This is a genomic window from Acinetobacter towneri, from assembly GCF_001758345.1.
Classification (GTDB): domain Bacteria; phylum Pseudomonadota; class Gammaproteobacteria; order Pseudomonadales; family Moraxellaceae; genus Acinetobacter; species Acinetobacter towneri_A.
In genome coordinates, this window is the sequence record NZ_MKQS01000011.1 from 58,763 (window position 1) to 71,568 (window position 12,806).

Sequence of the window (12,806 nt, forward strand, 5' to 3'; positions counted from 1 at the left end):
CGGCTTTCATGCACATCGCAATTATTGGTGCAGGCATCAGCGGTTTGTTGTCTGCACTCGAACTGGTAGAGCAAGGTTGCTCTATCAGTATTTTTGATCAACAACAGGCAGCTCAAGCCGCATCATGGGCAGGGAGTGGAATTCTTTCTCCCATGTATCCATGGCGTTATCCTCAAGCGGTCAATGACTTAGCTAAATTTGCCAAACCACAGTACCAAGCATGGAATGAAAAACTCAAACCTATCACAGGCATTAATTTTGAAATCCATGAAACAGGTATGCTGATTTTTGATGAAGATGATTTTGAAATTGGTTTAAATTATGCCGAGCGTCATCACGAAACCATGCAGCAAGCCGAATATCTGAATCGGAAACAGCTCGAACAAATTAACCCGCATATCCATCCCAAATTTCAACAAGCCCTGTATTTTTCACAGCTTGCCAATGTGCGCAATCCGCGCTTATTACAATCGCTCACGCAATATTTGAAACAACATCCGCGCGTGCGATTTTTTGAACACTGCCCAATTCAACAATTTCAGATCATTGAAAATCGTATTCAAGCCATTCAATCTGCCGATGGCCGTTTACATCAAGCAGATCATATCGTACTTACAACAGGCGCATGGTCACAACAGTGGGCGGCACAACTGGGTTTACAGATTCCTATACAGCCTGTGCAAGGGCAAATCGTATTGTTTAAAACCCCTGCACAATGGTTACCCAGCATGTGCATGAACAAGGTCATGTACTTGATTCCACGTCAAGATGGGCATGTGCTCTGCGGTTCAAGTATGCGTCATGTTGGTTTTGATACTTCCCCTGACCCACAAATTAAACAGGATATTTTAAGTGCCTGTTTTGAAATGGTGCCTGAATTGGCACAATTCCCCATTGTGAAACAATGGGCGGGTTTACGTCCAGGCTCGCCTACAGGTGTGCCCTATATCGGCAAAGTACCAAACTTGAATAATGTTTGGGTGAATTTCGGACACTTCCGTAATGGCCTATGTATGGGCACTGCTTCAGCGCAGTTATTAAGACAACTCATGCTTGGGCAAGAGACAATTGTGGATCCTGCTGCTTATGATCCAAAGCAATTACATTCAACTGCTATCAATGCATAATGTTCAGCATCATCCTCTATTTAAGTAGAGGATGATGCACCTAAACAAGCCGCTAGCGCCTGTTCAAGTTTTGGATATTGAAAACAATAACCCGCGTGCTCTAAGGCTTGGGGTTTGACATATTGCCCATTCAGCACCAATTGTGATTGCTCGCCCAATAGCCCACGTAAGACAAAAGCAGGTAACACAAAAAATGGACGACGTTTTAAAAGCCGAGCTGCAGTTTCGGCAAAATCCTGTTGACTGGTTTTTTCAGGTGCAACTACATTCAGAATTTTGGCGTCTACAGTTTGCGTCATTAACAAGTGAATGACTTGTAAAACATCTTGTATATGTACCCATGCCACAGGCTGCCGTCCATGCCCAATCCGCCCGACAGCATTTAAACGAATTGGTAACAACATTTGCGGTAAAATGCCGCCACCGCGTCCAAACACCACGCCCAAGCGCATAATTTTGGTTTTTTGCTGACTGAAGCTTAATGCAGCCTGTTCCCATTGTTGGCACAACTGTGACATAAAAATATCTTGTGCCGCACTGTGCTCGGTACATACTGCTGACCATTGTTCCTGCGGATCAATTCCGTAATACCCTACAGCCGAACCTGAAATAATACACTTTGGAAAAATACGGCGCTTTTCAAGATATTGATATAAGTGCACTGTGGTCTGAACCCGACTATCGAGCAATTTTTGTTTACGTGCCGCAGTCCATCTGCCCTGCCCAATACTTTCTCCTGCCAAATTAATCACATAATCAATTTTGTCGGTGTCGAGTTCATCCAACTGCTGAATCCAACGCAATTGAGGATGTTTGGATACTCGATTAGGCTGTCGGGTTAACCCCACCACCCGATAATCCTGTTGCAATAAAAATGGCAACAATTGTGAACCAATAAAACCACTTGCCCCTGTTACCAGCACCAAAGGTTTATGCATTGTCCAATCTCAGCATGATGAAAAATATAGTTTTAGCTATACGTGATTTAGACTAAATGTTCAAGTCTAAGCAAATCATCATCACATAACTGATCATGTATTTGAATAAAATCAGTGACTAATAACTATTTTTGCAAGCCAAACATTTTCACTGCCATACGCTGTGCTTGTTTGCCATAAAACCAATAAGTCAGCAAATACAGTGGAATTGCAATCAATAAAAACATGATCACCACCACGCTTATAAATTGTGGCTGTTGTAAATATTGTAAAAAATCTTGCCAAATGCTTGGGTTTTGGCGAGAGAATATGACCAAACCTAATAATAAAAATGCCAAGTTATAGCCCCAGAAAATCAGGCTAAATCCCAAAGTAAATGTCTTGCGTTCCTTGTCATTCGGTGCGCGGCGTTGTTGTTTTAAAAACTTATACAGCACTAAAATCATGGCAACCAAATAAGGCACTGCAGTTAAAATCCCGCCTACACCCGCAGGTAACAATGCAGCCAATACGCCACAAATACAGGTCATCACAAAGCAATACAAGAAAAACCAGAGAAAATAACGGCTTAGCGATACCATGAAAATGACTCAGACAAAAGATTCAGCCTAGTATAAAAAAAATTGGTTTTTTTTTCATGAAATTGTCAACCGAATACAAAAGCCTGACGTTATATAGGCTACAAGGTCACAACAACCGTTAATGTGTATGGCATCCACAATATTTTCGGTGACCTACTAAAGCAATAAATCGCATACAGTCATGCTTTGAACAGCAGCCCAAGCTTTACTGTATCGCAAGTTTTTCTTTGACCGACGATTTCATCATCACTCGAATCGTCGGTCTTTATTTTTTAAGACCTTTTTATCTCGCTTATTTAGCATCAGACTTTGACTATTCCTATTTTTCTATACAGATCGCGACAGATTTTATTTTCTCTTCTCTTTAAAATTTCTGCGACCTAAATTGTCGCTTTAAAAGCAGAAAACTGGTTTTTTGCCGCAGTGTTGCGCTCAGTTATGTTAAGTTATCTCATAATTCAACATCAAGATTGGAACACGCATGGCTGTTCATTTTTTACATACGTCTGATTGGCATTTGGGACAATTTTTCCATCACCATGAACGTGAATATGAACATACTGAATTTTTGAATTGGCTCTTAACTCAAATTAAAAGCAAACAGCCAAATGCGCTGCTCATTGCAGGCGATATTTTTGATGTAGTAAATCCTGCTTCGAGCGCTCAAAAACAACTCTACCAATTCCTTACCGATGCGCATGCGCTTGCGCCACACATGCAAACCTTAATGATTGCTGGTAATCATGACTCTGGCTATCGCATTGAGCAAGTTGAACCCTTTTTAGATCGCTTCAACGCCAAAGCCGTGGGCGTGATTGGCAAAACAGCTGAGCAAAAATTAGATTTAGATAAACTCTTAGTGCCTATTTATGATGCTGCGCAAAATATTGTGGCCTGGTGTCTGACCCTGCCCTATTTACGCAGTGCAGAAATTACAGGTTTAAATGAACATAGCAGTGACAATCAATCTGCAGTTGCTTATTTGCATMAACAACTCATTGCAGAAGCCAAAGCCCGTAAACAGCCCGATCAAGCCTTAATTTTAATGTCACATGCGCACATGCAAGGCGGCGAAACTTCTGACTCAGAACGCCCCATTGTAGTGGGGAATGAAGAAGCCTTATCGACTGCAGTGTTTGATGAGGTGATTGACTATGTCGCACTTGGACACTTACACAAACCGCAACAGGTGGGAAAGCCGCATATCCGTTATAGCGGTTCACCCATTCCCTTATCATTTAGCGAGCTGAATTATAAACACCAAGTTCTTGAGGTCAGAATTGACCCGTTGCAGGCAGATGCACAGCGTTTCCAATATGAAAGCTTGCTTATTCCACGCACGGTAGAGCTGCTTCGGATTCGCTGCGAACTTTCTGAATTAATCACAGAACTTCATCAATTGCCAAAAGATGAAATTGCAGAAGTCTGCGCACGGCATTTTTTAGAAATTGAATATATCAGCGATGCGCCGCCACCCATTGATTTACGTCAACAAATTGAACAAGCACTACCTGCCAACCGCTATCGTTTACTGCGTATTGCACGACGCTTTCAAAATAGTGAAAACTCGAACTTGCAACAATCAAAAATTGATTTAGAACCGCCAACGCCTGAAAAATTATTTTTAGATTTATGGGAAAAAATGGGTTATCAACCAGACCCAGAAGTGAGCCAAGATTTTTTACAGCTTTTGGCCGAAGCCCAACACGAACTTGATCAGAATAAAGCTTAAGGATTTGCCATGAAAATTTTACGTCTAAGTTTAAATAATTTGGCATCTTTGGCAGGCACCCATGTCATCAATTTTGAAGAAGAGCCACTGGCACAGGCAGGTTTAATTGCAATTACGGGCAAAACGGGTGCAGGTAAATCAACCTTGCTCGATGCCATGTGTTTGGCACTTTATGATGAAATTCCACGTTTAAGAGGTGCTACAGGCAGTCTGACCGATACCGCAGGCAAAGAAATTTCCTTAAAAGACTCTAAGCATATTTTACGTCGTGGTACGACTTCTGGCTTTGCAGAACTTGAATTTATCGCGCTCGATCAAAAACGCTATTCGGCACGTTGGCAAATTCGCCGTGCACATAATAAAGTGGATGGAAACTTAAAAGTTGAACGTGCCATTACCTGTCTAGATGAGCAACGGGTTTTAAATCAAAAAATTTCAGAAGCCACGCCGATTGTAGAACAACTGATTGGCCTTAGTTTTGAACAATTCACACGCGCAGTATTATTGGCACAATCGGAAGTCGGGGCATTTCTAAAAGCCAAAGACCATGAACGGGCAGATTTGCTTGAATATTTAACCAATTCGCAAATTTTTACCGAAGTCAGTAAACGTGCAGCCGTTAAATTTAGTGAAATTAAACAAAAAAGGACAGATCTTGAAAATGTCATGGGGCATGTGGTGCTCCTCAGCGAGGAAACACTGAAAGGTTTAGAAGCCCAAAAACATGAGCTGAGTCAGCAGTTAGCTTTGTTGACCCAAACCGAAAAACTGTATGAAAATGATGTGAAATGGCACAAAGATTGCCATGAACTCTATGCCAGCACCCAAGCTAAAAAAGAAATATACGATGTTCAAGTCGATGCTGATCTTAAGCTCGCTTCGCAAAAACAATTGCTCAAACATTTAGATAAATTTCAAACCATCCGAGAGCAATTTGTCTTACGTCAGCAAGCGGACAACGAGCTAAAAAACCTAAATGAGCAGCTTTTGAAATTTGAACCAAACTTGCAACAAGCAGAACTCGCACAACAGCAAGCGAAGAGTCAGCAACAGCAAGCGGAGAAAGAACTTGAGGCATGGCAGCAGCATGTTGAACAATTGAAACCACAACTTGAAATTGCGGCACAGTTACAACATGAAATTTCTAGCAAACTTCAACAATATACCGCTTTGGATGCTGCACAAAAATTATTTGCAGAGCAGCAAATTCAGCCTGTGCAAAATAATTTGAAGCAACTGACGACTCAACTTGCAACCGAGCAACAACAACAGCAACATTTACAACAGCAATTCAAACAGACTGCAGCATGGGCAAATTTTGATGATAATTTAGCCCTTACGTTGCAACGTCTGCAAGATTATTTGCAGCTTGAACAGCAGCTACGTCAGCAAAACCCTACGCTATTCCAATCTGCATTAGATGCTTTAATTGAGCAACAACAACATATACAACAACAACTTTTAGTTTGGGAAAAACAATATCAACACCCTGAACAACTTGAGCAACAACTCACGGCAGAGCAACAGCAATTACAACATGCTTTAAAGAGTATGCATGTTTTAGAGCGCATGCAACAAGCACTTGAACAATGGCAACAACAGATCACCTTATTTGAGCAGTTACAACTGCGTCAGCAAGAAACTTTAAGCTTGCAACAGCAGACACAGACTCAAATTCAAACCCAACAGCAGCAAGTGCAAATTGCTGAACAAGCCTTGCAACAATTACAGCAGATTTTTGAACAACAGCGTTTATTGCAGCATCAAAGTGTGCAGGATTTACGCGCCCAATTAAAACCGAATGAAGCTTGTATGGTGTGTGGCAGCCTTGAACATCCGTTTATTCAGCATGAAAACTTACTCAGTGATGCTTTAAACCAATTGCAGGATCAGCAATTGCAGCAAGCCAAAACTGAATTTGAGCATGCTCAAAAACAGTTACAGCAATTGGAGCGTGATTGCAGTCAATACAATGCAATTTATCAGCAACAACAACAACGTAAACTGGAGCTGCAACAGCAACTTGAGCAGCAGCAGACATTGGTACAACAGCTTACAGCATCCTTATCATTAGATGTGGATGCGGCGCTGCCTGTTGCAAAGCAAATTGAAAGCGTACAGCAACATTGGGCAACAACACATCAATCCACTCAACACTTGCAGCAGAGTATTCAACAAGCAAACGATACCCTGAAACAATGGCGCAATGCTGCACAGCAGGCAGAACAACTCAAATATGMTATTCAACAACGCCAAGACCTCGCTCAGCGTTTACAGCCTATTTTGTCACTTTTGGATACGGAGCAAAGAAACGCTTGGCTCAATCAACCAATTGAGTACTATCAACATGCCTTGCAACTGTTAGAACAACGTCACCACTTACAGCAGCAGCAAGTTCAACTGAGCAAAACGATTGAACAACTGACTCAACAACAGCAGCAAGTGCAAGAAAAGTTGCTATTTTTACAACAGCAACATGCAGAGAAAACCCTACAACTGCAGCAGATTAAAACTGCAGGAAGTGAGCTGCGTGATCAAATTAAGCAGCTTACAAGAACTCATGCGGGATGTGAATATCAGACCTATCAAGAATGGCAGCAGGCTTTAGATCAGCAACAACAGCAACTAAGTCTTGCACTTAGCACACAACGAACTGCACTCAACCAAGCAGAACAGGTGTTAAAAGACTTACAACTACAAAAACATGGTTTGGACAGTAAAATTCAACAGCGCATGCAGCAACACACTGAATGTCAGCATCACATTGCAACTTGGCAAGCGACACACACGCACTTTCAAGCCAGCATCATTGATAAATGTTTACAAATTTCTTATGCTGAACATCAGCAAATACGCAAGATGCTACAGCAACAGCAAAACACTCTAGAAAGTGCTAAAACAGCTTGGCAAACGTTAGAAGAGCAATATCAAAAGCACTTAAAACAACAGCCGCAATTAAGTTTTGACGAAGTCACTACTCAACTTTCTGCACTGCAAACAGACAAAGTCAAACAACAGCAAGACTATAATGACATTGAGGCGCAACTACGCCTGAATCGCACCAATCAGGGGATTTTTGCAGCCTACCAGACTCAAATTGAAAGTATCAAAGCTGAAGAATATCGTTGGGGACGTATTTACGATTTAATTGGGCATAAAGAAGGGACAAAATTTAAGAAAATTGCCCAAGAACATCACTTGGATATTTTGGTGGAATACGCCAATCAGCAATTACTACCACTCAGTTCGCGTTATCAATTGCATCGTATTCCTGACAGTTTGGGTTTGGCGATTATTGATTTAGACATGAACAGTGAAATTCGCCCTGTCCTGTCTTTATCTGGTGGGGAAACCTTTTTAGTTTCTTTGGCTTTGGCACTGGCAATTGCCAATATGGCATCTGGTTCAATGAAACTGGAATCACTATTTATTGATGAAGGCTTTGGCACACTCGACCCGACTTCCTTGCATATGGTGATGAATGCCTTAGACCATCTGCAAAGTCAGGGACGTAAAGTAGTGTTGATTTCGCATATTCAGGAAATGCACGAACGAATTCCTGTGCAAATTCAAGTCAAACCTGTGGGTGCAGGAGCAAGTGAAGTCAATGTGATGGGTTAAAAGCCAATACTGCCTAAAATCTGAAGATTATTTGTCGATTGAAGAATTATTGAGATGACCGTGAGATTTCAGATTTTAGGCTTCCCTGAAGTTATATTGGGTTGATTTTAAAATCACCCACACTTTAAGTACTTAATTTTATGGATATAAAAACGATTATTCTCTTTGCTGTATTGCCCTGTTTAAGTATTATTTTTCTCACATGGTTAATACGTTTCCCTAAACCTTGGGTTTTTAAAGCGGTTTTAATTTTTGAAATCATCCTCACCGTCTGCACTTTAGTCATTGAGTTGGATGCAAGAAAAACACCAGGAAATAGCGGTTGGATCATCATTTTCACAGGCTTCTTTCAGTTCTGTTTTTTGTTATTTTTACTAATAGCACGTATTCGAATCTGGATAGAGAATAAATCTTGAATGTCTATTTCACCTATTTACTGGACGGAAGTGGCGCTTTCTAAAAATCGTGAAGGTTATTAAAAATAATCTAAACAAGCCAAAACTTTGACAGCTTTACGACACAAAACTAAAAAAGCCTCGACATCCTATCGAGGCTTTCTAGATTCAGTTTTTGGTATAACTCCTGTCGTACCAAGCACTTCCGTGTTGTTCTATTTCTTATTCTTCTTATTTAGGAAACTCCCTGTTTCCCGATAAGTTCATATTAAGAAAATCCACCCTTCAGCACTAGCCGCAAAATTCCGCATTTCATGTCAGCCAAAACGTACAAGATAATGTTTGCAAAATCTTGGCAGATTCTTTGTTCATCTAGCAATTAAGCCTTGGAATAGTCACGTGCACCAAACAATGCTGTACCAATCCGTACCATAGTTGAACCTGCTGCAATTGCTGCATTTAAATCGCCCGACATCCCCATACTCAAAGTATCCCAATCTTCAGGTTGTGCATGTTGTGCTTTCACTGCATCAAACAATTGTTTGGCATCCTGAAAAGCTTGCGGGTGATTGGGCGCAGGAATCACCATCAAACCGCGTAGTTTTAAATGCGGTAATTGGCTGATCTGTCGGACTAATTCTGCAACTTCGCTCGGCTGACAACCATCCTTCGTGTCTTGCGCATCAATATTTACTTGTAAACAAATATTCAGGGGCACTTGTTGAGCATCGCGCTGATTCGATAAACGCTCGGCAATAATCAAACGATCTACCCCATTCACCCATGCAAATTTTTCTGCCAAATGTTTGGTTTTATTGCGCTGCACATGCCCAATAAAGTGCCATTCAATTTCTAAATCACTCAGGGCCTGCATTTTATCCAAAGCTTCTTGCAAATAATTTTCGCCAAAAGCGCGCTGCCCTGTCGCATACATTTCACGCAAGGCTTCACTCGGATGAGTCTTAGACACTGCCAACAATTGCACCGTATTTGGCTCGCGCTGTGCCAACTGGCATGCCTGTTGAATTTGTTGCAAAACCTGAGTGCGCATAAGCTGCAGATTATTCATTGATGCATTTCTCATTTCATTCATCTTTTTTTACCTTGTCCAGCAACTAACAGTTGGTTAAGCTGATGGAAAGCCGTATTATTCTATCAAAATAATTAAGATTTAATTGATCTCGGGGACTTTCATGGATATTACAGAATTATTGGCGTTCTCCGCTAAAAACGGCGCTTCGGATTTACACTTATCTGCGGGCATGCCACCACTGATTCGTGTGGATGGTGAAGTTCGTCGAATTAACTTACCAGCATTAGAACATAAAGAAGTACACAAATTAGTGTACGACATTATGAATGATAAACAACGTCGTGATTATGAAGAAAATCTAGAAACGGACTTTTCTTTTGAAGTCCCAGGCGTGGCTCGTTTCCGTGTGAACGCATTTAACCAAAACCGTGGTGCAGGTGCAGTATTCCGTACCATTCCTTCTAAAGTTTTGACCCTTGAAGATTTAGGCATGGGACAAATCTTTAAAGATATTTGTGAATATCCACGTGGTTTGGTATTGGTGACAGGCCCAACGGGTTCAGGTAAATCAACCACACTTGCCGCGATGATTGACTTTATTAATGACAATCGCTACGACCATATTCTGACCGTCGAAGACCCAATCGAATTTGTACACCAATCTAAAAAATGTTTGGTCAACCAACGTGAAGTACACCGTGATACGCATGGCTTTAACGAAGCATTACGTTCGGCACTGCGTGAAGACCCTGACATTATTCTAGTAGGTGAGATGCGTGACTTAGAAACCATTCGTTTGGCACTGACGGCTGCTGAAACGGGTCACTTGGTATTTGGTACGCTACACACCACCTCTGCAGCAAAAACCATTGACCGTGTGATTGACGTATTCCCTGCCGAAGAAAAAGACATGGTACGCGCCATGTTATCTGAATCTTTACAAGCCGTCATTTCACAATCCTTGCTCAAGAAAAATGGCGGTGGCCGTGTAGCAGCCCATGAAATCATGATTGGTATTCCTGCGGTGCGAAACTTGATTCGTGAAAATAAAGTAGCTCAAATGTACTCGGCAATTCAGACAGGTGCCAACTACGGTATGACGACCCTCGACCAGAGTTTGAAGAACTTGGTATCGCGCGGTGTGATTAGCCCACAAACAGCTCGAACGGTTGCAAAACAACCTGAATCATTCTTATAAGTTTAAAATTCGAGATACGCGATGGACTTTAATGATTTACTGAATTTAATGATTCAGCAACAAGCATCAGACTTGTTTATTACAGCCAATGTTGAACCTTCCATGAAAATTCATGGACAAATTGTACCTGTGGCAAAAAGTAAGCTCACAGGTGAAATTATCGGTCAGTTACTTAACTCAATTATGAGTGAAAAACAGCGCAAGGAATTTGCCGAAACCCGTGAATGTAACTTTGCGATCACCAACCGTGAAAAAACAGCACGTTTTCGTGTCAGCGCATTCCAACAACGTGATGAGCCGGGCATGGTACTGCGTCGGATTGAAACCAAAATTCCGGCCATGGATGACTTGAAACTGCCACCTATTCTCAAAGATTTGGCGATGACCAAACGTGGCATCATCATTTTTGTAGGTGCAACGGGTACAGGTAAATCGACTTCTTTGGCGTCTATTATTGGTTACCGCAACCAAAACTCCAAAGGTCATATCATTACCATTGAAGACCCGATTGAATTTGTGCATGAACATGCAGGCTGTATTATTACCCAGCGTGAAGTCGGAATTGATACTGACTCCTTTGAAGTTGCGTTAAAAAACACCTTACGTCAAGCGCCTGATGTGATTCTAATTGGTGAGATTCGTTCCCGCGAAACCATGGATTATGCCATTGCCTTTGCAGAAACGGGGCATTTGGTATTTGCCACCCTGCACGCCAACAACGCTAACCAAGCCATTGACCGTATTATTCACTTCTTTGAGGCAGACCGTCATAACCAGTTGTTCATGGATTTATCACTAAACCTGAAAGCAATTGTGGCGCAGCAGTTAATCCCAACTATTGATGGCAACTCACGACGAGCTGCGATTGAAATTTTAATTAACTCACCATTAGTTGCAGATTTAATCCGTAAAGGTGATGTGCATGAAATTAAAGACCTAATGAAGCGTTCACGTGAATTGGGTATGCAAACCTTTGACCAAGCTTTATACGACCTCTATAAAGCCAAGCAAATTAGTTATAAAGATGCACTTAAACACGCCGACTCGCCAAACGATTTACGTCTACAAATCAAACTTGCCGAAGAAGGCGGCGAGCGCTTGTTACATGCAACCTCGAATATTACTTTCGATGGGCAATAACAACGCTTAAACACAAAAAAATAGGCTTGCATACGCAAGCCTATTTTTTATACGTTTAGTAAATTATTTTTTGCGTAATGCTTCACGACATTCTGGCGCATCACAATAACCATATAAATTCAGCGAGTGACCTGTAAGCTCAAAACCAAATTTTTCTGCCACATCATGCTGTTCTTTTTCAATGGTATCATTAATAAATTCAACCACTTTGCTACAGTTTAAGCAAACGAGATGATCGTGGTGATCTTCCTGCATAATTTCAAACACTGAATGATTGTTCTCAAAATTATGACGCTCAATAATGCCCGCTGCTTCAAACTGTGTTAACACACGATACACAGTTGCTAAACCCACATCTTCACCCTGATCGAGTAAAGTTTTGTAGATTTCTTCTGCACTTAAATGATGTTGTTTTGAATTTTCTAATAATTCTAAGATTTTAATTCGTGGAAGGGTCACTTTAAGTCCAGCTTTGCGTAATTCTTGGTTTGAAATAGGCATGAAAAAGGTCTCTCAACAAAATTAAAGTTGGAATATGCAACAAAGTTAAGATGCAGTATGATCTAACACTGAATCAAGATCAAATGCATCATAATTAATTTGGGATAGTGTAGCAAAATGCAAAAAATCATGTTGACGTTATTGGTCACTTCACTGCTCGCAGGCTGTTCGACCTTGGGCGTTTATAAAGTCGATATTCCACAGGGTACACCTTTAACCCAAGCTCAAGCGTCTAAAGTCCAAGTCGGTATGAGTCATCAGCAAGTTCGCTTTTTGCTGGGCAGTCCAACCATTGCCGATCCGATGAATCCGCTACGGTGGGACTACATTTACAACTATATCCCAGGAACTTATGCTAAAAAAGCCAAGATCCCTGCCGCGCATGGTCAGCATTTGAAAATCTTTTTCAATCAAAATGGTATAGTAGAAAAAGTTGAAGGCTTGGAAACGATTCCAGAATCTCAACCTGGTCTACCAGGATCGAAAGAAGCGATTCTCAACGCGCCTCCACTATAGCCGCTTTAGAATAAAAAGAAACCC

10 protein-coding genes are annotated in these 12,806 nt (G+C 41.3%); 6 read left to right on the forward strand and 4 right to left on the reverse strand.

Translation table 11 applies throughout. From position 1 onward, the window contains the following. The first annotated feature begins 8 nt into the window (after nt 1–8). Nucleotides 9–1,127 (forward strand): NAD(P)/FAD-dependent oxidoreductase, encoded by a 1,119-nt coding sequence (locus BJN41_RS07295; protein WP_070154268.1) that lies wholly within the window; start codon nt 9–11, stop codon nt 1,125–1,127. A 20-nt stretch (nt 1,128–1,147) separates the two neighbouring features. Here the strand turns inward: BJN41_RS07295 and BJN41_RS07300 are convergent, their stop codons facing one another. After that, nucleotides 1,148–2,065, reverse strand: coding sequence for a TIGR01777 family oxidoreductase (locus tag BJN41_RS07300; RefSeq protein ID WP_070154270.1), 918 nt, complete (start codon nt 2,063–2,065; stop codon nt 1,148–1,150). 125 nt (nt 2,066–2,190) lie between these two features. Continuing rightward, nucleotides 2,191–2,646 carry an ABZJ_00895 family protein gene (locus BJN41_RS07305; RefSeq protein ID WP_070154271.1) on the reverse strand — a complete coding sequence of 152 codons (456 nt, stop codon included), beginning with the start codon at nt 2,644–2,646 and terminating at the stop codon, nt 2,191–2,193. 481 nt (nt 2,647–3,127) lie between these two features. Between BJN41_RS07305 and BJN41_RS07310 the strand changes: the two genes are divergently transcribed. Both BJN41_RS07310 and BJN41_RS07315 read left to right on the forward strand, forming a co-directional pair. After that, a complete protein-coding gene (locus BJN41_RS07310; RefSeq protein WP_070154272.1) occupies nt 3,128–4,378 on the forward strand; it encodes an exonuclease SbcCD subunit D in 1,251 nt (416 codons plus the stop codon). A 9-nt stretch (nt 4,379–4,387) separates the two neighbouring features. Further along, the gene (locus BJN41_RS07315) at nt 4,388–7,999 is read left to right on the forward strand and encodes an AAA family ATPase (RefSeq protein WP_070154274.1); all 3,612 of its coding nucleotides are present in this window, start codon (nt 4,388–4,390) and stop codon (nt 7,997–7,999) included. 774 nt (nt 8,000–8,773) lie between these two features. On the opposite strand, the gene BJN41_RS07325 is transcribed toward BJN41_RS07315, so the two are convergent. Beyond that, entirely contained in the window at nt 8,774–9,463 is a 690-nt protein-coding gene (locus BJN41_RS07325; protein ID WP_019838293.1) for a YggS family pyridoxal phosphate-dependent enzyme, read from the reverse strand. Between the two features lie 124 nt (nt 9,464–9,587). Here BJN41_RS07325 and BJN41_RS07330 point away from each other — a divergent pair, with 124 nt between their 5' ends. Further along, on the forward strand, nt 9,588–10,625 hold the full coding sequence (locus tag BJN41_RS07330) for a type IV pilus twitching motility protein PilT (RefSeq protein ID WP_019838292.1): 1,038 nt from the start codon (nt 9,588–9,590) through the stop codon (nt 10,623–10,625). A 21-nt stretch (nt 10,626–10,646) separates the two neighbouring features. Next, nucleotides 10,647–11,765 (forward strand): PilT/PilU family type 4a pilus ATPase, encoded by a 1,119-nt coding sequence (locus BJN41_RS07335; protein WP_019838291.1) that lies wholly within the window; start codon nt 10,647–10,649, stop codon nt 11,763–11,765. A gap of 63 nt (nt 11,766–11,828) precedes the next feature. Here the strand turns inward: BJN41_RS07335 and fur are convergent, their stop codons facing one another. Beyond that, nucleotides 11,829–12,266 (reverse strand): ferric iron uptake transcriptional regulator, encoded by a 438-nt coding sequence (fur, locus tag BJN41_RS07340; protein ID WP_019838290.1) that lies wholly within the window; start codon nt 12,264–12,266, stop codon nt 11,829–11,831. Between the two features lie 117 nt (nt 12,267–12,383). Here fur and BJN41_RS07345 point away from each other — a divergent pair, with 117 nt between their 5' ends. Continuing rightward, nucleotides 12,384–12,782, forward strand: a complete 399-nt coding sequence (locus tag BJN41_RS07345) for an outer membrane protein assembly factor BamE (protein WP_004975323.1) — start codon at nt 12,384–12,386, stop codon at nt 12,780–12,782. The last annotated feature ends 24 nt before the right edge of the window (nt 12,783–12,806 follow it).